Consider the following 24,618-nt stretch of genomic DNA (forward strand, 5'->3'; position numbering starts at 1 on the left):
GGCATGAATTTTGTTGCTATGTTCTTTTGGGCGTTGTAGTGGTCAAAAGGCCGGCGACACACTGAAGGGAGTTCCACATGGCAAGTCCAATTCTACCGGGCACGGGTTTAGGCTCAGGCCTTGATACCGGTGCTATCGTCAAAGCCTTGGTGAACGCTGACAAAGCGGCCAAGCAAGGTCAGATCGACCGCGGGACTAAGGTTAACACCGCAAGCATCTCCGGTATTGGCACCTTGAAGTCCTTGATGGCTGCGTTTACCAAATCCATGACTGATTTGGGTAGCAAAACCAACCCGCAGTTTCCCGGCTTTGCTGCGACTTCCTCTGATGTGAAATTTGTCACAGCCACCGCCAGTAACTCGGCCGTGGGCGGCAACTACGTCATCAACGTCGGCAACCTGGCCACGTCGTCCAAAGTGACCAGTGCTGCGTTTGCTGGCGGTACGACCAGCGCTATTACTGATGGCCCGATGACCATCAAGCAGGGTACCGCGACATTCAATCTCGATATAAAACCCGGCGCTACACTGCAATCGGTTCGAGATTCGATCAACGCCGATGCCTCGCTCAAGGGCGCCGGTATCAGCGCCAATATCGTGACTGACTCCTTTGGGTCGCGTCTGGTGTTGGGTTCGACCACTACAGGAGTCGGCTCGGATATTTCCGTCACTGGCATCCCTGAGCTGACCATCGACGGCACGCAAGTCGTGGGTACTACTGCCTCTCCAATGACCGCCGCTTCTGCTGGTTCTATTGGTGCTTTGGCTGTTGATGCAAATTTCACCGTCGATGGTATGGCACTGACCAGCAAGAGCAATACCGTGGATAAGGCGGTCTCCGGCCTGACGTTTAACCTGGTGGCTGTAGGGACCTCGACTGTTACCGTGGCGACGAACACCGATGGCCTGAAGGCGTCGATCCAAAAGTTCGTCGATGCCTACAACGCTATCGCCAACAGCGTCACCTCGTTGACCAAGTCTTCGCTCGATGATGATGGCAAGCTGACCGTTCCGGCAGCATTGACCGGTGATGCGCTGCCACGTTCGATCCTGTCGGCTATTCGCTCGCCTCTGTCGGAAACCGGTTCAGGTGACAAGCTCACTGTGCTCGCGCAGTTGGGTATTACCACCAATCAGAAGACCGGTGCGCTCGATTTTGACAGCACCAAGTTCACTGCTGCGATGAATGACAAAAAACTGGGCGGTGAAGTTCAGGAGTTGTTCACGGGTAATAACGGTCTGCTGGAACGGATGACGAAGGCTGTCGCACCGTTTGCAGATACCGGCGGTATTCTGGATCAGCGTACGACCAGTCTGAACAAAACCAAGACCAAGTTGACCAACGACCAGGCAGCCCTGGATCGTCGTATCGAGACCCTGACCGCGGTACTGACCAAAAAATACAACGACATGGATACACTCGTCGGCAAGCTGAAAGCCACGGCCAGCAACATCACCTCGATGTTCGAAGCGATAGCTGCGCAGCAGAAGAACAGCTGATAACCCAGTAGCGCCAAAAGCCCGGCAGCGTCGTTCAACGCTCCGGGCTTTTGTGTTTTTGCGACTAAAGTTTTTTGACGCATCGTCGATACACTGGTTATACGAACCACAGATTTTTGATGAGGTACAACATGAATCCAATGTTAGCCCTTCGCCAATACCAGAAGATTGGCGCTCAGGCGCAAACGTCCGAAGCCAGCCCTCATCGTCTGGTGCAGATGCTGATGGAGGGTGGCCTTGACCGTATTGCGCAGGCCAAAGGTGCGATGGAGCGCAAGGATATCGCCAATAAAGGCGTTCTGATCGGCAAGGCCATCGGCATCATCGGTGGTCTGCGTGAAGGTCTGGATCTGGAAAACCAGGCCGAGTCGGTGGGTGAGCTGGATAATCTCTACACCTATATGATGAAGCGTCTGGCCGAGGCCAACATCAAGACAGATCCAAAGATTCTCGACGAAGTCGCTGATTTGCTTCGCACCGTCAAAGACGGCTGGGATGCTATCGCCGCGCCGGGTCCGCAGTTTTAAGGAGATCACCATGAGTCTTGTATTGCAGCGAATCGAACAAACCCGTGAAGGCCTGGTCGGTGCTTTGGCTGAGCGTAACTGGGAAGCCATTGGCGAGTTGGACCTGGCTTGCCGTTCCTGCATGGAAGACGTCTTGAGTGAAGCTTCGGTGGACGAGGCCGCGTTACGCGATAATCTTGAGGAGTTGTTGGGGGTGTATAAACAGCTTCTTGAGGCGGCGACAGGGGAGCGGCAAGCGATAGTTGAAGAGATGTCGCAGATCCACCAAGCACAGAACGCGGCAAAGGTTTACCATCTGTTTGGTTAATCCCCGGTTAATCCAAACATAGTGCGCCATAAATTTGACTGTGCACGGTTTTTTGACTTAACTAGTGGCTGGTTCCAGATTTCAGGCGTCTACAGGCATAACGTGTCTGCAAGCGTCTAGCTTGCCCCATCATTTTGGGCATTGAGTTGACTAGGGAAGTTGCTATTGCATGTGGCGTGAAACCAAAATTCTGCTGATTGATGACGATAGCGTCCGCCGCCGCGACTTGGCGGTGATTTTAAATTTTCTTGGCGAAGAAAATTTACCCTGCGGTAGCCATGACTGGCAGCAGGCTGTCGGCTCATTGTCATCAAGTCGTGAAGTAATCTGTGTCCTCATCGGGACGGTCAATGCTCCTGGTGCACTCGTGGGCTTGTTAAAGACACTCTCAACCTGGGATGAGTTCCTTCCGGTTTTGTTAATGGGTGATAATTCTTCCGTTGACTTGCCTGAAGACCAGCGTCGCCGAGTGCTTTCGACCCTCGAAATGCCACCCAGCTACAGCAAATTGCTCGACTCCCTGCACCGTGCCCAGGTCTATCGCGAGATGTATGACCAGGCCCGCGAGCGCGGCCGTCACCGTGAACCCAATCTTTTCCGCAGTCTTGTCGGCACCAGTCGGGCGATTCAACACGTCCGTCAGATGATGCAGCAAGTCGCCGACACCGACGCCAGTGTGCTGATCCTCGGTGAGTCCGGGACCGGCAAGGAAGTGGTCGCGCGCAACCTGCACTATCACTCCAAGCGTCGTGATGCGCCGTTCGTACCGGTCAACTGCGGGGCGATCCCGGCCGAGTTGCTGGAAAGCGAACTGTTTGGCCACGAGAAGGGCGCCTTCACCGGGGCAATCACCAGCCGCGCCGGGCGTTTCGAACTGGCCAATGGCGGCACGCTGTTCCTCGATGAAATCGGTGACATGCCGTTGCCGATGCAGGTCAAGTTGCTGCGGGTATTGCAGGAACGCACCTTCGAGCGCGTGGGCAGCAACAAGACCCAAAGCGTTGACGTTCGCATCATCGCCGCGACCCACAAGAATCTCGAAAGCATGATCGAGATCGGCACCTTCCGCGAAGACTTGTACTACCGCCTGAATGTGTTCCCGATCGAAATGGCGCCACTGCGAGAGCGTGTCGAAGACATTCCGTTGCTGATGAACGAGTTGATCTCGCGCATGGAGCACGAGAAGCGTGGTTCGATCCGTTTCAATTCCGCAGCGATCATGTCGCTGTGCCGTCACGGCTGGCCGGGCAACGTCCGCGAACTCGCCAACCTGGTGGAGCGCATGGCGATCATGCATCCGTATGGGGTGATCGGCGTGGTCGAGTTGCCGAAGAAATTCCGTTACGTCGATGATGAAGACGAGCAACTGGTCGACAGCTTGCGCAGCGATCTTGAAGAACGGGTGGCCATCAACGGTCATACTCCGGACTTCTCTGTCGGCGCCATGCTGCCGCCGGAAGGCCTGGACCTGAAGGACTACCTCGGTGGTCTGGAACAAGGGCTGATTCAGCAGGCGCTGGATGATGCCAATGGCATCGTGGCGCGCGCCGCTGAACGCCTGCGCATTCGTCGCACCACGCTGGTGGAAAAGATGCGCAAGTACGGCATGAGCCGTCGTGACGGTGATGAACAGGCGGATGATTGACGCCTGTTTTTCAAACCCTTCATTTGTAGGCGGTTTTTTTTAGGCACGGGTATTGCTAGATCCCTCGCAACGTTCCGTTTAACTGACGGTCAGCCAAGCGAGAGAGCACGATGCCCCAAGCCGCCCAGATGTCACCTGTCCCTGACGCTGCGGGACAACCGTCGTCCGTAGAGCAGGCGAGCCGGCTTGGCCTTGAGCAGGCGTTTGCACTGTTCAACCAGATGTCGAGCCAATTGACCGACTCCTACAGCATGCTCGAAGCCCGGGTCACCGAGCTCAAGGGTGAGCTGGCGGTGGTCAGCGCTCAGCGCATGCAGGAGCTCGCGGAAAAAGAACGCCTGGCCAACCGGCTGCAAAACCTCCTCGATCTGTTGCCCGGCGGCGTCATCGTCATCGACGCCCAAGGCATCGTGCGCGAAGCCAACCCCGCTGCCTGCGAACTGCTCGGTCTGCCCCTCGAAGGCGAGCTGTGGCGTCATGTCATTGCCCGCTGCTTTGCGCCCCGTGAAGACGACGGTCACGAAATCTCGCTCAAGGACGGTCGGCGTTTGTCGATCTCCACTCGCTCGCTGGATGCCGAGCCCGGTCAGTTGGTGTTGCTCAACGACCTGACTGAAACCCGTCATCTGCAAGATCAGCTGGCCCGCCACGAACGTCTGTCGTCCCTCGGCCGAATGGTCGCTTCGCTGGCTCATCAGATTCGTACCCCCTTGTCCGCTGCCTTGCTCTACGCCAGTCATTTGACTGAACAGGCGTTGCCGGTCGAGACCCAGCAACGTTTTGCCGGACGCCTGAAAGAGCGTCTGCATGAGTTGGAGCATCAGGTTCGCGACATGCTGGTGTTTGCGCGCGGCGAGCTGCCGCTGACCGATCGCGTCACGCCCAAAATGCTGATGCAGTCGCTGCAGGCGGCCGCGCTGACCCATGTGCAGGACCTGCCAATTCGCTGGCAGTGCGACAGTCATTCCGGCGAGTTGTTGTGCAATCGCGACACCCTGGTCGGGGCGATCCTGAACCTGATCGAGAACGCCATCCAGGCCGGTGCCGGCGATGTGCGTTTGAAAGTCCATTTCTATACCCGTGACAACAACCTGCGTGTAGCGGTCAGCGACAGCGGTAGTGGCATCGATACGAAAGTACTGGCGCGCCTGGGGGAACCCTTCTTTACCACTAAAACCACCGGAACCGGCCTCGGCCTGACCGTGGTCAAGGCAGTGACGCGTGCTCATCAAGGAGAATTGCAGCTGCGCTCGCGGCTCGGTCGCGGCACGTGTGCCCAGGTCATCCTGCCGCTTTTTTCCGGTGAAAAGCCCCACGCTCAGGGAGCGGAGTGAAGGACATGGCAATCAAGGTTTTACTGGTCGAGGATGACCGCGCGCTACGCGAAGCACTGGCGGATACGCTGCTGCTCGCGGGGCACGACTACACGGCGGTAGGCTCGGCTGAAGAAGCGCTGGCGGCGGTTGGTAATGAGGCGTTCAACCTGGTGCTGAGTGACGTCAACATGCCGGGCATGGACGGCCATCAACTGCTCGGATTGCTGCGCACTCGTCAGCCGCAGTTGCCGGTGTTGCTGATGACGGCTCACGGCGCCGTGGAGCGGGCAGTCGATGCGATGCGCCAGGGCGCGGCGGATTACCTGGTCAAACCGTTCGAGCCCAAAGCCTTGCTCGATCTGGTGGCGCGTCATGCGCTGGGCAGTCTCGGCACGACCGAGGGCGAGGGGCCTGTAGCGTTCGAGCCGGCCAGTGCGCAATTGCTGGAATTGGCCGCACGGGTGGCGCGCAGTGATTCCACGGTATTGATCTCCGGCGAGTCCGGGACCGGCAAGGAAGTGCTGGCGCGTTACATCCATCAGCACTCTCACCGTGCCAGTCAGCCGTTCATTGCGATCAACTGCGCAGCCATCCCCGACAACATGCTCGAAGCCACGTTGTTTGGTCATGAAAAGGGCTCGTTCACCGGCGCCATCGCGGCGCAGGCCGGCAAGTTCGAGCAAGCTGATGGCGGCACGATCCTGCTCGATGAAATTTCCGAAATGCCTCTCGGGCTCCAGGCCAAGTTGCTGCGAGTTTTGCAGGAGCGCGAAGTTGAGCGAGTCGGCGCTCGCAAGCCGATCACGCTGGACATTCGAGTGGTCGCGACCACCAACCGTGACCTGGCCGGTGAGGTGGCAGCGGGACGTTTTCGCGAAGACCTTTACTATCGCCTGTCGGTGTTTCCGCTGGCCTGGCGTCCGTTGCGCGAACGTACCGCCGACATCCTGCCATTGGCCGAGCGTCTTCTGGCCAAGTACGTCAATAAAATGAAGCATGCCGCGGCAAGTCTGTCGCCTGAGGCTCAGGCGTGCCTGATCGGTTATCCATGGCCAGGTAATGTGCGTGAACTGGATAACGCGATTCAGCGGGCGCTGATCCTGCAGCAGGGCGGATTGATACAGCCTGAGGATTTCTGTCTGGCCGGGCCGGTCGCCTGTGCGCCGTTGCCAGCCTTGGTGTCGACGTCCGTGCGAACTGTGGAGGTCGAATCCGAGTCGGGCGGGGCGCTGGGTGATGACCTGCGTCGCCGTGAATTCCAGATGATCATCGACACCTTGCGTTCCGAGCGCGGTCGTCGCAAAGAGGCCGCCGAGCGCTTGGGCATCAGCCCGCGCACCCTGCGTTACAAGCTGGCGCAGATGCGAGATGCCGGAATGGACGTGGAAGCTTATTTGTTCGCCACTTGATTCGTTAGCTATGCAAAGCCCGGGACGGCTTTTGTTTGGAGTGGCCACGGAGCTGGCACCCTTGTTGCTAACACCTCACTACCCGCCGAGTGAGTGTCAAAAAATTGCGGGTCGCCAGAGAGAGTAGACCATGAGCCAAGGTATTGAATTTAATCGATTGATGCTGGACATGCGTTCCATGCAAATGGATGCCATGTCTGCGTCGAAATCGACTGCCGCAGTTCCTGAAATGGGTGGCAGCAGCTTTTCCGACATGCTCGGTCAGGCCGTCAATAAAGTGAACGACACCCAACAGGCGTCCAGTCAGTTGGCCAGTGCCTTCGAGATTGGCAAAAGCGGCGTCGACCTGACGGACGTGATGATTTCCTCGCAGAAGGCCAGCGTGTCTTTTCAAGCGTTGACCCAAGTACGCAACAAGCTGGTTCAGGCATACCAAGACATCATGCAGATGCCGGTTTAAGGACGAATTGAGTCATGGCAGAAGCAGTCGCCGATAATGTTCCGGCCAAGGCCACTCCAATAGACGGCAAGCCGCCGCTGTTCGGGTTGTCCTTTCTGGAAAACCTCTCCGAGATGACCATGTTGCGTCAGGTGGGCCTGTTGGTCGGCCTGGCTGCGAGCGTGGCGATTGGCTTTGCCGTGGTGTTGTGGTCCCAGCAGCCGGACTACCGGCCTCTGTACGGCAGCCTTGCCGGTATGGACGCCAAACAGGTCATGGATACCCTGGCCGCAGCCGACATTCCCTATACCGTTGAACCGAATTCCGGTGCCTTGCTGGTCAAGGCCGATGACCTGTCCCGTGCGCGAATCAAACTCGCGGGCGCTGGTGTCACTCCCAGCGACGGCAACATCGGCTTTGAAATTCTCGACAAGGACCAGGGCCTCGGCACCAGCCAGTTCATGGAAGCGACCCGTTATCGTCGTGGTCTCGAAGGCGAACTGGCCCGCACCATTTCCAGCCTGAACAACGTCAAGGGTGCTCGCGTGCACCTGGCGATTCCGAAAAGTTCGGTGTTCGTGCGCGACGAGCGCAAGCCGAGCGCCTCGGTTTTGGTGGAGCTGTATTCCGGTCGTTCGCTGGAGCCGGGTCAGGTACTGGCGATCATCAACCTGGTGGCCACCAGCGTTCCCGAACTCAGCAAATCCCAGATCACTGTCGTCGACCAGAAGGGCAACCTGCTGTCGGATCAGGCGGAAAATTCCGAACTGACCATGGCCGGCAAGCAATTCGATTACAGCCGTCGCATGGAAAGCATGCTGACTCAGCGCGTGCACAACATTCTGCAACCGGTGCTGGGCAACGATCGCTATAAAGCCGAAGTCTCGGCCGATGTGGATTTCAGTGCCGTCGAATCGACCTCCGAGCAGTTCAACCCGGACCAACCGGCGTTGCGCAGCGAGCAGTCGGTCAACGAACAACGTACCGCCAGCAATGGCCCACAAGGTGTGCCGGGTGCCCTGAGCAACCAGCCGCCCGCGCCAGCTTCTGCGCCGCAAACTACCGGTGGCGCTACCGCGTCGGCCGGCATGGTGCAGCCAGGCCAGCCACTGCTGGATGCCAACGGTCAGCAAATCATGGACCCGGCCACCGGCCAGCCTATGCTTGCACCGTATCCGGCGGACAAGCGTCAACAATCCACCAAGAACTTCGAACTCGACCGTTCCATCAGCCACACCAAACAACAGCAGGGCCGCTTGAATCGCCTGTCGGTGTCGGTGGTGGTGGATGACCAGGTCAAGATCAACGCGGCCAACGGTGAGACCACCCGTGCGCCGTGGACCGCCGATGAATTGGCGCGCTTCACTCGCCTGGTACAGGACGCCGTCGGCTTCGACGCCAGCCGTGGCGACAGCGTCAGCGTGATCAACATGCCGTTCTCCGCCGAGCGCGGGGAAGTGATTGCCGAAATTCCGTTCTACTCCCAGCCGTGGTTCTGGGACATCGTCAAGCAAGTGCTGGGTGTCTTGTTCATCCTGGTGCTGGTGTTCGGTGTGCTGCGTCCGGTGCTTAACAACATCACCGGCGGCGGCAAAGACAAACAGCTGGGCATTGGCAGCGACGTCGAGTTGGGTGGCATGGGCGGCCTGGACGGCGAACTGGCCAACGACCGCGTCAGTCTCGGTGGCCCGACCAGCATTCTGCTGCCGAGCCCGAGCGAAGGCTATGACGCACAGTTGAACGCAATCAAGAGTCTGGTGGCAGAAGATCCGGGGCGCGTGGCCCAGGTCGTGAAAGAGTGGATTAACGCAGATGAGTGATAACCGAGCCGTTGCCGCCAAACTGACCAAGGTCGACAAAGCCGCGATTCTGCTGCTGTCCCTCGGTTCCACCGATGCCGCGCAAGTGCTGCGCCACATGGGGCCCAAAGAGGTCCAGCGTGTGGGTGTGGCGATGGCCCAGATGGGCAACGTGCACCGCGAGCAGGTTGAGCAGGTGATGAGCGAGTTCGTCGACATCGTCGGCGACCAGACCAGCCTCGGCGTCGGCTCCGATGACTACGTGCGCAAAATGCTCACCCAGGCCCTGGGCGAAGACAAGGCCAACGGCCTGATCGACCGGATCCTGCTGGGCGGCAACACCAGTGGCCTCGACAGCCTGAAGTGGATGGAGCCGCGCGCCGTCGCCGACGTGATCCGTTACGAGCACCCGCAGATCCAGGCGATCGTGGTGGCGTATCTCGATCCGGACCAGGCGGGCGAAGTGCTCGGCAACTTCGACCACAAGGTGCGGCTGGACATCATTCTGCGGGTCTCCTCGCTGAACACCGTGCAGCCGGCGGCCCTGAAAGAACTCAACCAGATTCTCGAGAAGCAGTTCTCTGGCAACTCGAATGCCTCGCGCACCACCTTGGGTGGCATCAAGCGCGCGGCGGACATCATGAACTTCCTCGACAGCTCGATCGAAGGTCAGTTGATGGACTCGATCCGCGAAGTCGACGAAGACCTGTCCGGTCAGATCGAAGACCTCATGTTCGTGTTCAACAACCTGTCCGATGTCGACGATCGCGGCATTCAGGCGCTGTTGCGCGAAGTGTCCTCCGACGTGTTGGTGCTGGCCCTCAAGGGTTCGGACGAAGGCGTCAAAGAGAAGATCTTCAAGAACATGTCCAAACGGGCGGCCGAACTGTTGCGCGACGACCTCGAGGCCAAAGGCCCGGTGCGCGTCAGCGACGTGGAAACGGCGCAGAAAGAAATCCTCACCATTGCCCGCCGTATGGCCGAAGCCGGAGAAATCGTTCTCGGCGGGAAGGGCGGCGAAGAGATGATCTAAGGTCACTATGTCGTCCAAACATGATGAGTCCAACACCGACCTGATCCGTGGCAAAGACGTCGGTGGTTTCGACGTCTGGTCGCTGCCCAGTTTCGATCCGTTCGTGCCGGAACCTGAGCCCGAGCCTGAGCCCGAGCCGCCGGAAATGGAAGAAGTGCCACTGGATGAAGTCCAGCCACTGACCCTCGAAGAACTCGAAAGCATTCGCCAGGAGGCCTACAACGAAGGCTTCGCCACGGGCGAGAAAGAAGGTTTCCACAGCACCACGCTCAAGGTTCGTCAGGAAGCCGAAGTGGCGCTGGCCGCCAAGATTGCTGCTCTGGAGCAATTGATGGGGCATTTGTTCGAGCCTATCGCCGAGCAAGACACCTTGATCGAAAAGTCCCTGGTCGACCTGGTGCAGCACATCACCAAACAGGTGATTCAGCGCGAACTCGCCATCGACTCGACGCAGATCGAACACGTCATGCGCGAGGCTCTCAAACTCTTGCCGCTGGGCGTGGGCAATGTGCGGCTGTACATCAATCCGCAAGATTTCGAACAGGTCAAAGCCCTGCGCGAGCGCCATGAAGAAACCTGGCGCATCGTCGAGGACGAGGCATTGTTGCCCGGCGGTTGCCGGGTCGAGACTGAACACAGCCGTATCGACGCCACGGTCGAAACCCGCGTTGCGCGGGTCATGGACAAGCTGTTCGATCAGTTGCACGAACAGGCCTTGCACCCGGCCGCGCCGGACCTGAGCCTGGAACTGCCGATCAGCGACAAGCCAGCGGTCGCGCCGGTCGAACCTGAACTGGACGTTCCCGATGCGCCTTGATCGCACCAGCTTCGCCAAGCGCCTCGGCGGCTACGCCGAGGCCACGGAGCTGGAAGGTGCGCCGATCCTTGAGGGCCGCTTGCTGCGCATGGTCGGCCTGACCCTCGAAGCCGAGGGCTTGCGCGCCGCCATGGGCAGCCGCTGCATGGTCATCAACGACGACAGTTATCACCCGGTGCAGGTCGAAGCCGAAGTCATGGGCTTCTCCGGCAGCAAGGTGTTTCTGATGCCGGTCGGCAGCGTTGCCGGCATCGCTCCCGGTGCCCGTGTGGTTCCTCTGGCTGATACCGGCCGTCTGCCGATGGGCATGAGCATGCTCGGGCGGGTGCTCGATGGCGCCGGTCGCGCGCTGGACGGCAAGGGCGGGATGAAGGCCGAAGACTGGGTGCCGATGGACGGCCCGACCATCAACCCGCTCAAGCGCGAACCGATCAGCGAGCCGCTGGACGTGGGCATTCGCAGCATCAACGGTTTGTTGACGGTCGGTCGCGGTCAGCGTTTGGGCCTGTTCGCCGGTACGGGCGTGGGCAAGAGTGTGCTGCTGGGCATGATGACCCGCTTCACCGAGGCCGACATCATCGTCGTCGGGCTGATCGGTGAGCGGGGTCGTGAAGTTAAAGAATTCATCGAACACATCCTCGGCGAAGAAGGGCTCAAGCGTTCGGTGGTGGTGGCGTCCCCGGCGGACGATGCGCCGCTGATGCGTCTGCGCGCGGCGATGTACTGCACACGAATCGCCGAATATTTTCGCGACAAGGGCAAGAACGTCCTGCTGCTCATGGACTCCCTGACCCGTTTCGCCCAGGCCCAGCGGGAAATCGCCCTGGCCATCGGCGAGCCGCCAGCGACCAAGGGTTATCCGCCATCGGTGTTCGCCAAACTGCCGAAACTGGTGGAACGGGCCGGTAATGCCGAGAAGGGCGGCGGTTCGATCACCGCGTTCTACACCGTACTGTCCGAAGGCGATGACCAGCAGGATCCGATTGCCGACGCCGCGCGAGGCGTACTCGACGGGCACATCGTGCTGTCCCGGCGCCTGGCCGAGGAAGGTCATTACCCGGCCATTGATATCGAAGCGTCCATCAGCCGGGTCATGCCGTCGGTGGTTACGCCCGAACACATGATGCGCGCCCAGTATTTCAAGCAGTTGTGGTCGCGTTATCAGCAGAGTCGTGACTTGATCAGCGTGGGCGCCTATGTGGCCGGTGGTGATCGGGAAACCGACCTGGCGATCTCCCTGCAACCGCAGTTGGTGAAATATCTGCGCCAGGGCCTGAACGACAGCATCAGCCTGGGCGAAAGCGAAGCCTATCTCGGCACGATTTTCGCTCCCGCGGCCGGCGGCTAACCGGCCATGGCCCAGAGCCGAGCCTCGCGCCTGGCCCCCGTGGTCGAAATGGCCGAAAAGGCCGAGAAAACCGCGGTCCTGCGTCTCGGGCACTTCCAGGGGCAAGTCCGCCTGGCAGAAAGCAAACTCGCCGACCTCGAAGCCTTTCGTCTCGACTATCAAGAGCAGTGGATCGTGCGCGGCAGCAGTGGCGTGTCGGGCCAATGGCTGCTGGGTTATCAAGGCTTCCTCGCGCAACTGGGTACCGCCATCGACCAGCAGCGACAAAGCCTGGTATGGCATCAAAACAACCTGAACAAGGCGCGGGAATCCTGGCAGGAGGCGTTTGCCCGGGTCGAAGGCTTGCGCAAACTGGTGTTGCGCTACATGGATGAGGCGCGGCGGCTGGAAGACCGGCGCGAGCAAAAGCTGCTGGATGAGTTGTCCCAGCGGTTGCCGCGTCAGGATCCTTATTGAGTGGTGCCTTCTTTTGATCTTGCTCCAGCCCCAGCCAAGTGCTAAACCTTGTACACGTACGCTCACCAATGACAAGGAAGCCGTTAAATGCCAGTCGTTACAGAAGTATCCCAAGATGGGCAAAAGCTGACGATATCGGTCAAGGGGCGATTCGATTTCGCCAAGCATCAGGAGTTTCGTGAGTCCTATGAGGACAAGAAGCTCTCCGCAGTTGTCGTCGACTTGAAAGATGCCACCTACCTCGACAGTTCGGCGCTGGGCATGTTGCTCTTGCTGCGTGATCACGCGGGTGGCGACAGTTCCGATATTCGCGTCGTCAACAGCAGCACCGACGTGAAGAAGATCCTCGCCATCTCCAATTTCGACAAACTGTTCGACATCAGTTGAACGGCATGCAGTCGCCGTTCGAACCGCTGACGATCCTGATCGCTGAAGACAGCGCGGCCGATCGCATGCTGCTGTCGACCATCGTCCGTCGTCAGGGGCATGAGGTGCTGACGGCCGCCAACGGTGCCGAAGCCGTTGAAGCGTTTCGTCAGCAACGACCGCAACTGGTGCTCATGGACGCGATGATGCCAGTGATGGACGGTTTCGAGGCGGCGCGGCAGATCAAGGTATTGGCCGGGGAAACCCTGGTGCCGATCATCTTCCTGACGTCGCTGACCGAAAGCGAAGCGCTGGCCCGCTGTCTGGAGGCTGGGGGCGATGACTTTCTGGCCAAGCCCTACAACCAGGTGATCCTCGCCGCCAAGATCAAGGCGATGGACCGCTTGCGGCGGTTGCAGGCCACGGTGTTGCAACAGCGCGACCAGATCGCCAGGCACCACGACTACCTGCTCAACGAGCAGCGGGTGGCCAAAGCCGTGTTCGACAAGGTGGCCCACTCCGGCTGCCTGAATGCACCCAATATCCGCTACCTGCAATCGCCTTATGCGTTGTTCAACGGCGATCTGCTGCTGGCCGCGTTCACCCCGGCCGGCGACATGCACGTGCTGCTCGGCGATTTTACCGGTCACGGTTTGCCGGCCGCGGTCGGTGCCATGCCCTTGGCCGAAGTTTTCTATGGCATGACCGCCAAGGGTTACGGCCTGTCCGAAACCCTGCGCGAGATGAATGCCAAGCTCAAGCGCATCCTGCCGGTGGACATGTTCTGTTGTGCAACGCTGCTGTGCCTGAGTTTTCAGCGACGCTCGGTGGCGGTGTGGAACGGCGGAATGCCGGACGGATATCTGCACAGCATCGCCAGCGGTGAGCGCACGCCCCTGACGGCTCGGCATTTGCCGCTTGGCGTGCTGAGCCCGCAATCCTTTGATGACCGCACCGAGGTGTTTCCGATGGCGGTCGGGGATCGGATCTTCCTGTTGTCCGACGGGGTGATCGATACCTGCGATGCCAACGAACAGTTGTTTGGTGTGGAGCGATTGCAGCAGGTGTTTGCGGCCAATCGTCAGCCTGATGAGTTGTTCGAAGAGATCGAGCAGGCGTTGCGGGACTTTCGCGGCGAGGCCCGTGATGACGTGAGCATGGTCGAGGTCAGTCTGCTGGAGGCCGCACAACTGAGCCCGCCGGCGCTGGTGTATTCCGACAGTGGTCAGTCCTGCCCGCTGGACTGGTCAGTGAGTTTCGAATTCCGCGCCGCCACGCTCAAACGCTTCAATCCGCTGCCGTATCTTCTGCAATTGCTGCTTGAGGTCCACGGTCTGCGGGCTCAGAGCGGGGCGCTCTACAGTGTGTTGGCCGAACTGTATTCCAATGCCCTGGAGCATGGAGTGCTGGGGCTGGATTCGGCGCTCAAGCGTGATGCCTCGGGTTTTACCCGCTATTATCAACAACGCAATACACGCTTGGACGAGTTGCAGGACGGCTTCGTGCGGGTGCATTTGCAGGTGACACCCAAGGGCGATGGCGGGTGCCTGGCTGTTCGGGTTGAAGACAGTGGCAAGGGTTTCGATGTCGCGCGGGTGATGGAGCTGCCCGTGGATGGTGTCCGTCTGTCGGGACGTGGCGTCAGTCTGATCCGTCAGCTGGGCCACAATGCGAGTTGGTCCGACGATGGTCGAAGTGCCCGCGTGGAGTTTTTCTGGGAGGCTCTGGCATAATCCACGCATTCTTGATCAAGGAGTGAGCAAGTGGCTGACACACACCTGGACCGCGACGTACTGAACGCGTTGCAAGAGGTCATGGAGGATGAGTATCCGACGTTGCTGGATACCTTTCTCGCCGATTCCGAAGAGCGTTTGCGCATCTTGCGAAAGGTTGAAGATGCTGCGCAGCTCATGAATGCCGCCCATAGTTTCAAGGGCAGCAGCAGCAACATGGGCGCCATTCGCCTGGCTGAGTTGTGCCATGAGCTGGAGCAGCGCGCCAAGCAAAAAAGTCTCGCCGGCATTGAAAAACTGGTGGGCGAAATTGATGACGAATTTGCGTTTGTCCGGCCGCTCTATGAGGCCGAGCGTCAGCGTTCTCTCTCTGCCAATGAGACCGTCCGGCGCTTTTAGCGCCTATCACTCAAACCTGGCGCGACCTTTGCACTAATCTCCGTCAACTGTACCTACGATCCCAGTGCAGCGGAGACCGTTCCATGCCCGTTACTCCCAATATGCTTCTTCAGGCCGCCGCGCAGGCCAAGACTCAAGCCGCTTCCGCCAATACACCGGCGCTGGCCGCTGAGCCTGGGCACAAGGCATCCAGCTTCGCTCAGGTCTACGCCAATCAAGCCCGGAACAAACCCTCTGCGGTGGGTGATGGATCGGCCAAGCCGATACGCGATAAAGCGCCGGACAGCCCTGATAAAAAGGACGTCAGCAACGACACGTCTGCCGCCCCGGAACCTGCGGTTGCCGATAGCGGCAAATCCTTGCCCGCCGATAAACCGGCGCAGGCTGACGACAAGACTGCCAGCGATGATGCGTCGGAGGCTGCCGAAACGCCGGTAGTCGACACCGCGCCGGTTGATCCAGCCCTCGATCCTTCGTTACTGCCACCGTTGCAGGCAGTGGTGGCAACCCCCGTTCCGCAAGCCCCTCCAGTGGTCGTCACCGTGGCGCCGCAGGTCGAAGCGCCAGTTGCTGCGGCAGTGACTGCGGCGCCAGTTGCTGCTGCAACGGTGGATAGCGATTTCGATCCCGAAGCCGATCCTCTCGATGCGTTGCCGGCCGTGCGTATGGCCATGGAGCGGGGCGGCCATATTTCGGCTGCGAGTCAGGCTCAGCCCAAAGCGGCGCCGACCCAGGCACCGACCCAGGCCCAGGCCCAGGCCGACGGCGAGTCAACCTCGGCGCAGACCTTCGCCGCAGGCATGGCGAGCATGCTCGATGTGCAAGCCGACAAGGACAGCACCGGCCAGGGCGGCGACAAGGCCTTCGGTGGTCTTATCGATGACGGTCTCAAGGACCTGAAGTCCGCGAGTAGCGATACCCGGGTCGACGATTTCGCCAACCGTCTGGCGGCACTGACCCAGGCGGCCACGCCGAAAACCGCCAACGCATTGCCGGTGAATCAACCGATCGCCATGCATCAGAGTGGCTGGACCGAAGAAGTAGTGAACCGGGTCATGTACCTGTCCAGTGCCAATCTCAAGGCCGCCGACATCCAGTTGCAACCGGCTGAACTGGGGCGCCTGGACATTCGGGTGAACATGGTTCCGGATCAGCAGACCCAGGTGACGTTCATGAGCGCCCATCCAAGTGTTCGCGAAGCGCTGGACGGGCAGATGCATCGCCTGCGTGACATGTTTGCGCAGCAGGGCATGGGTCAGGTCGACGTCAATGTGTCCGACCAGTCCCGTGGCTGGCAGGGCCAAGGGCAGGAACAGGCTCAACAAGGTCAAGGCCAGGGCGGACGCACTAACGCCAGCGGTGGTCGCCTCGATTCCATGGATGAGGAGCTTGCGCCAACAGCTACCGAAGTAGTGGCCAGCACCACCAGCGTCATCGGCTCCAGCGCAGTCGACTACTACGCCTGATCAAACGCAAAACCCCTGTGGGAGCGGCGGTGCGACGATTCGACTTGCTCGCGAAGGCGGTGTGTCAGACAACAGAAATGTTGAATGTTCAACCGTATTCGCGAGCAAGTCGAATCGTCGCACCGCCGCTCCCACATTTGTTTTGTGGTGGGTCGTCATCCGCCGTCTCCCATGTCTCCAGACACTTCTGGCATAACACTTGCTCTTGCCTTGCCGTGCGACTGTGAAAACCCGAATAGTGACGGATTATTGGCATGGCGAAGAGCGAAGCAGCAGTAAAAGACCCCGCAACCAAAGGCAAACTCAAGCTGATCATTGTGATCGTGGTGGCCCTGCTGCTGGCGATCGGCTTGTCCGTGGGAGCGACCTGGTTCTTCATGCACAGCGCCCAGAGCAAGCCTGCCGCCGCAGCCGAAACCGCCCCGGTCGGCAAGCAGCCAGCGATTTTCGAGCCCATGGCTCCGGCCTTCGTGGCCAACTACAACCAGAACGGTCGTCAGCGCTACATGCAGGTGAGCATCACCATGCAGGGTCGCAATCAAGCTGATCTGGAAGCGCTCAAAGTTCACATGCCTGTCATCCGCAATAACCTGGTCATGCTGTTCTCCGGACAGGACTTCGCCACCCTGGCGTCGCCGGTCGGCCAGGAAATGTTGCGTCAGAAAGCCACGGCCAGCGTCCAGGAAGTGGCGCAGAAAGAACTCGGCAAAGTGGTCATCGAACAGTTGCTTTTCACTAATTTCGTACTGCAGTAGGAACACGACATGGCCGTGCAGGACCTGCTGTCCCAGGATGAGATCGATGCGCTGTTGCATGGCGTCGACGATGGTCTGGTACAGACCGATACCGCTGCTGAACCCGGCAGTGTCAAAAGCTACGACCTGACCAGCCAGGATCGCATCGTCCGTGGACGTATGCCGACCCTGGAAATGATCAACGAGCGTTTCGCCCGTTACACCCGCATCAGCATGTTCAACATGCTGCGCCGCTCGGCGGACGTTGCCGTCGGTGGCGTGCAGGTGATGAAGTTCGGCGAATACGTGCACTCGCTGTACGTGCCGACCAGCCTCAACCTGGTCAAGATCAAACCGTTGCGCGGCACCGCGTTGTTCATCCTCGACGCCAAACTGGTGTTCAAACTGGTGGACAACTTCTTCGGCGGCGACGGCCGTCACGCGAAGATCGAAGGGCGTGAATTCACCCCCACAGAACTGCGTGTGGTGCGCATGGTGCTGGAACAGGCCTTCGTCGATTTGAAGGAAGCCTGGCAGGCGATCATGGAAGTGAACTTCGAGTACATCAACTCGGAAGTGAACCCGGCCATGGCCAATATCGTCGGCCCGAGCGAAGCGATTGTGGTGTCGACCTTCCACATCGAACTCGATGGCGGTGGCGGCGACCTGCACGTGACCATGCCGTACTCGATGATCGAACCCGTACGCGAAATGCTCGACGCCGGCTTCCAGTCGGATCTCGACGATCAGGACGAGCGCTGGGTCAACGCCTTGCGCCAGGACGTGCTGGACGTAGACGTGCCGATCGGTGCCACGGTTGCCCGTCGCCAGTTGCGCCTGCGGGACATTTTGCACATGCAGCCGGGGGACATTATCCCGGTCGAGATGCCGGATGAGATGATCATGCGCGCCAACGGCGTGCCTGCGTTCAAGGTCAAGATGGGGTCGCACAAAGGCAACCTCGCGTTGCAAGTGATCGAGCCGATCGAGCGCCGCTGATCGGCGCTCCAACCCCCCTGTGCTTTTAACTGACGGCTCCTGATTGAATGGATGCCCGCCGAGGACAAATTGATGGCTAACGATATGAACACCCAGGACGACCAGGCGCTGGCCGATGAATGGGCTGCGGCCCTGGAAGAAACCGGCGACGCCGGGCAGGACGATATCGACGCCTTGCTGGCCGCCGATGCCGCCAGTTCGCCGTCCAACCGTCTGCCGATGGAAGAGTTCGGCAGCGTGCCGAAAAATAACGATCCGGTCACCCTCGACGGTCCTAACCTGGACGTGATCCTCGACATTCCGGTGTCGATTTCCATGGAAGTCGGCAGCACTGACATCAACATCCGCAACCTGCTGCAGCTTAACCAGGGATCGGTGATCGAGCTCGATCGTCTGGCCGGTGAGCCGCTGGACGTACTGGTCAACGGCACGCTCATCGCTCACGGTGAAGTGGTGGTGGTCAACGAGAAGTTCGGCATCCGCCTGACTGACGTGATCAGCCCAAGCGAACGCATCAAGAAGCTGCGCTGAGTGAAAAAGGTTCTGGGGTTTGTGCTGGCGTTGCCGTTCAGTGTTTTGGCAGCCGAGCCGGTAGCGACCGCTACTGCGGCCGCCGCACCCGCGGTCAGCAGCGGTGTGGCCGGGCAATTGACGCAGTTGGTGTTCGGTTTGCTGCTGGTGCTGGGGTTGATCTTCTTCCTCGCCTGGTTGCTGCGACGGGTGCAGCAGGCCGGACCGGCCGGCAAGGGGCAGGTGATCGAGCTGATCGGTTCCCGCGCGCTGGGCCCGCGTGACCGTCTGATGCTGGTGCAGGTCGGCAACGAGCAGATTCTGCTTGGCTTGAGCCCCGGCACCATCACCGCGTTGCACGTGCTCAAGGAGCCGGTGCAAGTGCCCAGCGGGACTGAAAAAGCGACCCCCGAGTTTGCCCAGCGCCTGATGGAGCTGATGGGCAAGGATCATAAGGATAAGAAGTAATGGGTGCGCTACGCATCGTCTTGACGCTGGCCCTGATGCTGGCCGCGCCGTTGGTGTTCGCCGCCGATCCGTTGTCGATCCCGGCGATTACCTTGGGTACCAATGCCAACGGCGCTCAGGAGTATTCGGTCAGCCTGCAAATCCTGCTGATCATGACTGCGCTGAGTTTTATCCCGGCGTTCGTCATGCTGATGACCAGTTTCACCCGGATCATTATCGTCTTCTCGATCCTGCGTCAGGCCCTGGGCCTGCAACAAACGCCGTCGAACCAGATCCTCACGGGCATGGCGCTGTTCCTGACCCTGTTCATCATGGCGCCGGTATTCGACCGGGTTAATCAGGATGCCTTGCAGCCGTATCTGGCGGAGAAACTCACCGCTCAAGACGCCGTGGCCAAGGCGCAGGTGCCGATCAAGGATTTCATGCTCGCCCAGACTCGCAGCAGCGATCTGGAGTTGTTCATGCGCTTGTCCAAACGCACTGATATCGCCTCGCCCGATCAGGCGCCGCTGACGATTCTGGTTCCGGCGTTCGTTACCTCCGAACTGAAAACCGCGTTCCAGATCGGCTTCATGATCTTCATTCCGTTCCTGATCATCGACCTGGTCGTGGCCAGTGTCCTGATGGCCATGGGTATGATGATGCTCTCGCCGCTGATCATTTCCCTGCCATTCAAGATCATGCTGTTCGTACTGGTGGATGGCTGGGCGTTGATCATCGGTACGCTGGCGAGCAGCTTCGGCGGTGTATCGCCATGACGCCAGAAGTTGCGGTAGACATCTTCCGGGAAGCACTGTGGCTGACCACCATGATGGTTGCCGTGCTGGTGATTCCGAGTTTGCTCGTGGGCCTGTTGGTGGCGATGTTCCAGGCCGCTACGCAGATCAACGAACAGACCCTGAGCTTCCTGCCGCGCCTGCTGGTGATGCTGGTGACGTTGATCGTCGCCGGTCCATGGCTGGTGCAGACCTTCATGGAATACATCCTGCAGTTGTACGGCAGTATTCCTCAGGTCATCGGCTAAACCATGTCGCTGCTCCAACTGACCGATACCCAGATCAGTACCTGGGTGGCGACGTTCATGCTGCCGCTGTTTCGCGTCGGCGCCTTGCTGATGGTCATGCCGGTGTTCGGCACGACCCTGGTGCCCACGCGAGTGCGCCTTTATTTCGCCCTGGCGATTACGTTGGTCATCGCTCCCGGCCTGCCGCCGATGCCGCCGGTCAATGCGCTGGACTTGAGCGGGCTGCTGCTGATTGCCGAGCAGATCCTCGTCGGTGCAGTGCTGGGGTTCTCTTTGCAGTTGTTCTTCCAGGCCTTTGTGGTCGCGGGGCAGATTGTCTCCATCCAGATGGGCATGGGCTTCGCTTCGATGGTCGACCCTACCAACGGCGTGTCGGTGGCCGTGATCGGGCAGTTCTTCACCATGCTGGTGACGCTGTTGTTCCTGTCCATGAACGGCCATCTGGTGGTGTTCGAAGTCCTCACTGAAAGCTTCACTACGCTGCCGGTCGGTAGCGGGTTGATGGTCAATCATTTCTGGGAACTGGCCGGCAAGCTCGGCTGGGTTCTCGGTGCCGCGCTGTTGCTGGTGTTGCCGGCGATTACTGCGTTGCTGGTGGTCAACATTGCCTTTGGCGTGATGACCCGGGCTGCGCCGCAGTTGAACATCTTTTCTATCGGCTTTCCGCTGACGCTGGTGCTTGGGCTATTCATCGTCTGGGTCGGGCTGGCGGACATTATCAATCAGTATCAACCGCTGGCCTCCGAGGCCTTGCAGTTGTTACGCGAACTGGCACGGGCGCGCTGAGTCATGGCTGAGAGCGAAAGCGGTCAGGACAAAACAGAAGACCCCACCGAGAAGCGCAAGAAGGACTCTCGCGAGAAGGGCGAGATCGCGCGCTCCAAAGAGCTCAACACGCTGGCGATCATGTTGGCGGGTTCCGGTGCGCTGCTGATTTTCGGCGGGGCGCTGGCGCAAGACTTGATGGAATTGATGCGGCAGAATTTCTCCCTGTCGCGTGAAGTCATTCTCGATCAGCGCTCCATGAGCACTTACCTGTTGAGTTCAGGGCTGACGGCCTTGCTGGCGATTCAGCCGATCATGATCACCCTGGTGCTGGCAGCGTTGATCGGGCCGATTTCCCTTGGTGGATGGCTATTCGCAGCGGGTTCCCTGGCACCGAAATTCAGTCGGATGAACCCTGCCGCCGGCCTCAAGCGAATGTTTTCGTTCAAGGCGGTGGCGGAGTTGCTTAAGGCGTTTGCGAAGTTTTTGATCATCCTGGCTGTGGCCCTGCAGGTGTTATCGTCAGACATCGATGACCTGATACGCATCGCCCACGAACCGTTGGAGCTGGCCGTCATTCACTGCCTGCAGGTGGTGGGCTGGAGTACGTTATGGATGTCTTGCGGGCTGATCGTTATTGCCGCGGTGGACGTACCGGTGCAGCTTTGGGAAAGCCACAAGAAACTGCTGATGACCAAGCAGGAAGTGCGTGACGAGCATAAAGATCAGGAAGGGAAGCCAGAGGTTAAACAACGGATCCGTCAGCTGCAGCGCGAAATGTCCCAGCGCCGGATGATGGCGGCGATCCCCGACGCCGATGTGGTCATCACCAACCCGACCCACTACGCCGTAGCGCTCAAGTACGATCCGGACAAGGGTGGGGCGCCGATGCTGATCGCCAAGGGCAGCGACTTCCTGGCCTTGAAGATCCGTGAAATCGCTGTGGCCAACGAAGTGCTGCTGCTTGAGTCGCCGGCACTGGCGCGTTCGATTTACTACTCCACCGAGCTTGATCAGGAAATTCCCGGCGGGCTTTACCTTGCCGTCGCCCAAGTGCTCGCTTACGTCTACCAGATCCGCCAGCACCGCGCCGGCAAGGGCAAACGCCCGGATCCGCTCAAGGACGACCTGCCGATTCCGCCGGACCTGCGACGCGATTCCTGATTGCGCCTGTAGCAGCTGCCGAGCCTGCGAGGCTGCGTTCGAGCCGGGGTCGCGCTCGACCGAAGTCCTCGCAAAAGGTTTACGACTGCTGCGTCCGAATGCGGCCCAAACCGAACGCAGCCTCGCAGGCTCGACAGCTGCTACGAGACTCAATAGAACCCTCTATTCCCTGTCTCGGCAAAAGTTGGAAGGCTTCTTGCAATAGCGGCTCTGCGCCTGCTTCAGGCGTCAAAAAGTTTGCTTCAAGGGATGGGGAATACCGGTGGATCGCTCTCAGTTACTCAACAGTGCTCGCACAAACGTTGCCGACTTAAGTCGGGGCAATCTGGGTGTGCCGTTGTTGCTGCTGGTCATGCTGGCGATGATGATGTTGCCGGTGCCGCCGTTCCTGCTGGATGTGTTCTTCACGTTCAACATCGCGTTGTCGATTGTCGTCTTGCTGGTCTGTGTTTACGCGTTGCGGCCACTGGACTTTGCGGTGTTCCCGACCATTCTGCTGGTGGCGACGTTGCTGCGACTGGCGCTGAACGTGGCCTCCACGCGGGTGGTGATGCTCCACGGCCAGGACGGTCATGCCGCCGCCGGCAAGGTGATCCAGGCCTTCGGCGAGGTGGTGATCGGCGGTAACTACGTGGTCGGTATCGTCGTCTTCGCGATTTTGATGATCATCAACTTTGTCGTGGTGACCAAGGGTGCCGGGCGGATTTCCGAGGTGAGTGCGCGTTTCACCCTCGATGCGATGCCCGGTAAACAAATGGCCATCGACGCCGACTTGAACGCCGGCCTGATCGATCAGAACCAGGCCAAACTGCGCCGGATGGAAGTGGCCCAGGAAGCCGAGTTCTACGGTTCCATGGACGGTGCCAGCAAGTTCGTTCGCGGTGACGCCATTGCCGGCCTGCTGATTCTGTTCATCAACCTGATCGGCGGCATGGCAGTCGGTATCTTCCAGCACGGCATGACCTTCGGCGATGCCGGTCGGGTGTACGCCTTGTTGACCATCGGTGACGGTTTGGTGGCGCAATTGCCATCACTGCTTTTATCTACAGCTGCAGCGATCATGGTGACCCGTGCTTCCGGTTCGGAAGACATGGGCAAGCAGATCAATCGCCAGATGTTCGCCTCGCCCAAAGCGTTGGCCGTGGCGGCAGGTTTGATGGCAGTGATGGGCCTCGTGCCGGGCATGCCGCATTTCTCCTTTCTCAGCATGGCGGCCCTGGCGGCCGGCGGTGCGTACCTGTTCTGGAAGAAGCAGAACGTGGTCAAGGTTCAGGCCTTGCAAGAGGTCAAGCGTCAACAGGAACTGCTGCCATCACCGGCTCGCGCTCAGGAAACCAAAGAGCTTGGCTGGGACGACGTCACTCCGATCGACATGATCGGCCTGGAAGTCGGCTACCGGTTGATTCCGCTGGTGGACCGCAATCAGGGTGGTCAGTTGCTGGCGCGGATCAAGGGCGTGCGCAAGAAGCTGTCCCAGGACCTGGGCTTCCTGATGCCGACCGTGCATATCCGTGACAACCTCGACCTGGCGCCGAGTGCCTATCGCCTGACCCTGATGGGGGTGATCCTGGCTGAAGCGGAAATTTACCCGGACCGCGAACTGGCGATCAACCCGGGGCAGGTCTACGGTACGCTCAATGGCATTACCGCCAAAGATCCGGCTTTCGGTCTGGAGGCAGTCTGGATCGAAATCAGCCAGCGTGCCCAGGCACAATCCCTCGGTTATACCGTGGTCGATGCCAGTACAGTGGTGGCAACCCACTTGAACCAGATTTTGTACAAGCACTCGAGCGAGTTGATCGGTCACGAAGAAGTGCAACAACTCATGCAATTGTTGGCCAAAAGCTCGCCAAAACTGGCCGAAGAACTGGTGCCGGGTGTGGTGTCTCTGTCGCAGCTGCTCAAAGTATTGCAGGCATTGCTGGCCGAACAGGTGCCAGTACGGGACATTCGCAGCATTGCCGAAGCCATCGCGAACAATGCCAGCAAGAGTCAAGATACTGCCGCGCTGGTGGCCGCGGTGCGCGTCGGCGTATCCCGCGCAATCGTCCAAAGCATTGTAGGGACTGACTCCGAGCTACCAGTGATCACGCTGGAGCCAAGGTTGGAACAAATATTGCTCAATAGTCTTCAGAAGGCAGGACAAGGCTCGGAAGAGGGTGTTCTGCTGGAGCCAAGCATGGCTGAGAAACTGCAGCGCTCGTTGATCGATGCGGCGCAGCGTCAGGAAATGCAAGGTCAGCCGGTGATTCTGCTGGTAGCCGGTCCGGTTCGCGCGATGCTGTCGCGATTCGGCCGATTGGCAGTCCCGGGTTTGCATGTGTTGGCTTACCAGGAAATTCCTGACAACAAGCAAGTGACCATCGTTGCGACAGTAGGGCCCAACGGCTGAGGT

The 24,618-nt window shown here is 59.5% G+C and carries 25 protein-coding genes; all 25 read left to right on the forward strand.

Going from position 1 to position 24,618, the window contains the following annotated elements; translation table 11 throughout:
• Positions 1-77: 77 nt before the first annotated feature.
• The 25 genes from fliD (at position 78) to flhA (ending at position 24,615) form a co-directional block, all read left to right on the forward strand.
• The gene (fliD, locus tag ACSQ87_RS08770; RefSeq protein WP_223431606.1) at positions 78-1,499 is read left to right on the forward strand and encodes a flagellar filament capping protein FliD; all 1,422 of its coding nucleotides are present in this window, start codon (positions 78-80) and stop codon (positions 1,497-1,499) included.
• 131 nt (positions 1,500-1,630) lie between these two features.
• On the forward strand, positions 1,631-2,026 hold the full coding sequence (gene fliS / locus ACSQ87_RS08775; protein ID WP_150655094.1) for a flagellar export chaperone FliS: 396 nt from the start codon (positions 1,631-1,633) through the stop codon (positions 2,024-2,026).
• Between the two features lie 10 nt (positions 2,027-2,036).
• A complete protein-coding gene (locus ACSQ87_RS08780) occupies positions 2,037-2,333 on the forward strand; it encodes a flagellar protein FliT (protein ID WP_150655095.1) in 297 nt (98 codons plus the stop codon).
• A gap of 169 nt (positions 2,334-2,502) precedes the next feature.
• Entirely contained in the window at positions 2,503-3,978 is a 1,476-nt protein-coding gene (locus tag ACSQ87_RS08785) for a sigma-54 dependent transcriptional regulator (RefSeq protein WP_150655096.1), read from the forward strand.
• Between the two features lie 128 nt (positions 3,979-4,106).
• The gene (locus ACSQ87_RS08790) at positions 4,107-5,312 is read left to right on the forward strand and encodes a sensor histidine kinase (protein ID WP_223431630.1); all 1,206 of its coding nucleotides are present in this window, start codon (positions 4,107-4,109) and stop codon (positions 5,310-5,312) included.
• Positions 5,313-5,317: 5 nt separating this feature from the next.
• Positions 5,318-6,703: a sigma-54-dependent transcriptional regulator gene (locus tag ACSQ87_RS08795; RefSeq protein ID WP_223431605.1), complete on the forward strand. Its 1,386-nt coding sequence runs from the start codon at positions 5,318-5,320 to the stop codon at positions 6,701-6,703.
• 130 nt (positions 6,704-6,833) lie between these two features.
• Positions 6,834-7,163, forward strand: coding sequence for a flagellar hook-basal body complex protein FliE (fliE, locus tag ACSQ87_RS08800; protein WP_008151056.1), 330 nt, complete (start codon positions 6,834-6,836; stop codon positions 7,161-7,163).
• Positions 7,164-7,177: 14 nt separating this feature from the next.
• Positions 7,178-8,962 carry a flagellar basal-body MS-ring/collar protein FliF gene (fliF, locus tag ACSQ87_RS08805; RefSeq protein WP_150655099.1) on the forward strand — a complete coding sequence of 595 codons (1,785 nt, stop codon included), beginning with the start codon at positions 7,178-7,180 and terminating at the stop codon, positions 8,960-8,962.
• The gene (fliG, locus tag ACSQ87_RS08810) at positions 8,955-9,974 is read left to right on the forward strand and encodes a flagellar motor switch protein FliG (protein WP_007894195.1); all 1,020 of its coding nucleotides are present in this window, start codon (positions 8,955-8,957) and stop codon (positions 9,972-9,974) included. The genes fliF and fliG overlap by 8 nt, the downstream gene beginning before the upstream one ends.
• 7 nt (positions 9,975-9,981) lie before the next feature.
• A complete protein-coding gene (gene fliH / locus ACSQ87_RS08815; protein ID WP_223431604.1) occupies positions 9,982-10,791 on the forward strand; it encodes a flagellar assembly protein FliH in 810 nt (269 codons plus the stop codon).
• The gene (gene fliI / locus ACSQ87_RS08820) at positions 10,781-12,139 is read left to right on the forward strand and encodes a flagellar protein export ATPase FliI (RefSeq protein ID WP_223431603.1); all 1,359 of its coding nucleotides are present in this window, start codon (positions 10,781-10,783) and stop codon (positions 12,137-12,139) included. Before fliH ends, fliI begins: the two co-directional genes overlap by 11 nt.
• Before the next feature lie 6 nt (positions 12,140-12,145).
• Positions 12,146-12,595: a flagellar export protein FliJ gene (gene fliJ / locus ACSQ87_RS08825; protein ID WP_150655101.1), complete on the forward strand. Its 450-nt coding sequence runs from the start codon at positions 12,146-12,148 to the stop codon at positions 12,593-12,595.
• 87 nt (positions 12,596-12,682) lie between these two features.
• Positions 12,683-12,982, forward strand: coding sequence for an STAS domain-containing protein (locus ACSQ87_RS08830; RefSeq protein ID WP_223431602.1), 300 nt, complete (start codon positions 12,683-12,685; stop codon positions 12,980-12,982).
• Between the two features lie 5 nt (positions 12,983-12,987).
• The gene (locus tag ACSQ87_RS08835) at positions 12,988-14,694 is read left to right on the forward strand and encodes an ATP-binding SpoIIE family protein phosphatase (RefSeq protein ID WP_436273583.1); all 1,707 of its coding nucleotides are present in this window, start codon (positions 12,988-12,990) and stop codon (positions 14,692-14,694) included.
• Between the two features lie 30 nt (positions 14,695-14,724).
• Positions 14,725-15,093 carry an Hpt domain-containing protein gene (locus ACSQ87_RS08840; protein WP_223431600.1) on the forward strand — a complete coding sequence of 123 codons (369 nt, stop codon included), beginning with the start codon at positions 14,725-14,727 and terminating at the stop codon, positions 15,091-15,093.
• A gap of 83 nt (positions 15,094-15,176) precedes the next feature.
• The gene (locus tag ACSQ87_RS08845; RefSeq protein ID WP_436273584.1) at positions 15,177-16,559 is read left to right on the forward strand and encodes a flagellar hook-length control protein FliK; all 1,383 of its coding nucleotides are present in this window, start codon (positions 15,177-15,179) and stop codon (positions 16,557-16,559) included.
• A 254-nt stretch (positions 16,560-16,813) separates the two neighbouring features.
• The gene (fliL, locus tag ACSQ87_RS08850; protein WP_033055987.1) at positions 16,814-17,314 is read left to right on the forward strand and encodes a flagellar basal body-associated protein FliL; all 501 of its coding nucleotides are present in this window, start codon (positions 16,814-16,816) and stop codon (positions 17,312-17,314) included.
• A 9-nt stretch (positions 17,315-17,323) separates the two neighbouring features.
• Complete coding sequence (gene fliM, locus ACSQ87_RS08855) at positions 17,324-18,292, forward strand: flagellar motor switch protein FliM (protein WP_008151077.1); 969 nt, start codon at positions 17,324-17,326, stop codon at positions 18,290-18,292.
• 72 nt (positions 18,293-18,364) lie between these two features.
• Positions 18,365-18,823: a flagellar motor switch protein FliN gene (fliN, locus tag ACSQ87_RS08860; RefSeq protein ID WP_008151080.1), complete on the forward strand. Its 459-nt coding sequence runs from the start codon at positions 18,365-18,367 to the stop codon at positions 18,821-18,823.
• The gene (gene fliO / locus ACSQ87_RS08865; RefSeq protein ID WP_149629157.1) at positions 18,824-19,270 is read left to right on the forward strand and encodes a flagellar biosynthetic protein FliO; all 447 of its coding nucleotides are present in this window, start codon (positions 18,824-18,826) and stop codon (positions 19,268-19,270) included. It begins immediately after the preceding gene.
• Entirely contained in the window at positions 19,270-20,028 is a 759-nt protein-coding gene (fliP, locus tag ACSQ87_RS08870) for a flagellar type III secretion system pore protein FliP (RefSeq protein ID WP_223431598.1), read from the forward strand. Before fliO ends, fliP begins: the two co-directional genes overlap by 1 nt.
• Positions 20,025-20,294, forward strand: a complete 270-nt coding sequence (gene fliQ / locus ACSQ87_RS08875; protein WP_007948918.1) for a flagellar biosynthesis protein FliQ — start codon at positions 20,025-20,027, stop codon at positions 20,292-20,294. The genes fliP and fliQ overlap by 4 nt, the downstream gene beginning before the upstream one ends.
• Positions 20,295-20,297: 3 nt before the next feature.
• Complete coding sequence (gene fliR / locus ACSQ87_RS08880; RefSeq protein ID WP_223431597.1) at positions 20,298-21,080, forward strand: flagellar biosynthetic protein FliR; 783 nt, start codon at positions 20,298-20,300, stop codon at positions 21,078-21,080.
• Positions 21,081-21,083: 3 nt separating this feature from the next.
• A complete protein-coding gene (gene flhB / locus ACSQ87_RS08885) occupies positions 21,084-22,223 on the forward strand; it encodes a flagellar biosynthesis protein FlhB (protein WP_223431596.1) in 1,140 nt (379 codons plus the stop codon).
• A gap of 262 nt (positions 22,224-22,485) precedes the next feature.
• Positions 22,486-24,615 carry a flagellar biosynthesis protein FlhA gene (gene flhA / locus ACSQ87_RS08890; protein ID WP_033053491.1) on the forward strand — a complete coding sequence of 710 codons (2,130 nt, stop codon included), beginning with the start codon at positions 22,486-22,488 and terminating at the stop codon, positions 24,613-24,615.
• Positions 24,616-24,618 lie beyond the last annotated feature (3 nt).

The organism is Pseudomonas sp. LjRoot277 (assembly GCF_964253845.1).
Taxonomy (GTDB): domain Bacteria; phylum Pseudomonadota; class Gammaproteobacteria; order Pseudomonadales; family Pseudomonadaceae; genus Aquipseudomonas.

Excerpts from the sequence above, each read along its gene's own strand:
- fliD (WP_223431606.1), top strand. The coding sequence starts at position 78 with ATGGCAAGTCCAATTCTACCGGGCACGGGTTTAGGCTCAGGCCTTGAT.
- fliS (WP_150655094.1), top strand. The coding sequence starts at position 1,631 with ATGAATCCAATGTTAGCCCTTCGCCAATACCAGAAGATTGGCGCTCAG.
- ACSQ87_RS08780 (WP_150655095.1), top strand. The coding sequence starts at position 2,037 with ATGAGTCTTGTATTGCAGCGAATCGAACAAACCCGTGAAGGCCTGGTC.
- ACSQ87_RS08785 (WP_150655096.1), top strand. The coding sequence starts at position 2,503 with ATGTGGCGTGAAACCAAAATTCTGCTGATTGATGACGATAGCGTCCGC.
- ACSQ87_RS08790 (WP_223431630.1), top strand. The coding sequence starts at position 4,107 with ATGTCACCTGTCCCTGACGCTGCGGGACAACCGTCGTCCGTAGAGCAG.
- ACSQ87_RS08795 (WP_223431605.1), top strand. The coding sequence starts at position 5,318 with ATGGCAATCAAGGTTTTACTGGTCGAGGATGACCGCGCGCTACGCGAA.
- fliE (WP_008151056.1), top strand. The coding sequence starts at position 6,834 with ATGAGCCAAGGTATTGAATTTAATCGATTGATGCTGGACATGCGTTCC.
- fliF (WP_150655099.1), top strand. The coding sequence starts at position 7,178 with ATGGCAGAAGCAGTCGCCGATAATGTTCCGGCCAAGGCCACTCCAATA.
- fliG (WP_007894195.1), top strand. The coding sequence starts at position 8,955 with ATGAGTGATAACCGAGCCGTTGCCGCCAAACTGACCAAGGTCGACAAA.
- fliH (WP_223431604.1), top strand. The coding sequence starts at position 9,982 with ATGTCGTCCAAACATGATGAGTCCAACACCGACCTGATCCGTGGCAAA.
- fliI (WP_223431603.1), top strand. The coding sequence starts at position 10,781 with ATGCGCCTTGATCGCACCAGCTTCGCCAAGCGCCTCGGCGGCTACGCC.
- fliJ (WP_150655101.1), top strand. The coding sequence starts at position 12,146 with ATGGCCCAGAGCCGAGCCTCGCGCCTGGCCCCCGTGGTCGAAATGGCC.
- ACSQ87_RS08830 (WP_223431602.1), top strand. The coding sequence starts at position 12,683 with ATGCCAGTCGTTACAGAAGTATCCCAAGATGGGCAAAAGCTGACGATA.
- ACSQ87_RS08835 (WP_436273583.1), top strand. The coding sequence starts at position 12,988 with ATGCAGTCGCCGTTCGAACCGCTGACGATCCTGATCGCTGAAGACAGC.
- ACSQ87_RS08845 (WP_436273584.1), top strand. The coding sequence starts at position 15,177 with ATGCCCGTTACTCCCAATATGCTTCTTCAGGCCGCCGCGCAGGCCAAG.
- fliL (WP_033055987.1), top strand. The coding sequence starts at position 16,814 with ATGGCGAAGAGCGAAGCAGCAGTAAAAGACCCCGCAACCAAAGGCAAA.
- fliM (WP_008151077.1), top strand. The coding sequence starts at position 17,324 with ATGGCCGTGCAGGACCTGCTGTCCCAGGATGAGATCGATGCGCTGTTG.
- fliN (WP_008151080.1), top strand. The coding sequence starts at position 18,365 with ATGGCTAACGATATGAACACCCAGGACGACCAGGCGCTGGCCGATGAA.
- fliP (WP_223431598.1), top strand. The coding sequence starts at position 19,270 with ATGGGTGCGCTACGCATCGTCTTGACGCTGGCCCTGATGCTGGCCGCG.
- fliQ (WP_007948918.1), top strand. The coding sequence starts at position 20,025 with ATGACGCCAGAAGTTGCGGTAGACATCTTCCGGGAAGCACTGTGGCTG.
- fliR (WP_223431597.1), top strand. The coding sequence starts at position 20,298 with ATGTCGCTGCTCCAACTGACCGATACCCAGATCAGTACCTGGGTGGCG.
- flhB (WP_223431596.1), top strand. The coding sequence starts at position 21,084 with ATGGCTGAGAGCGAAAGCGGTCAGGACAAAACAGAAGACCCCACCGAG.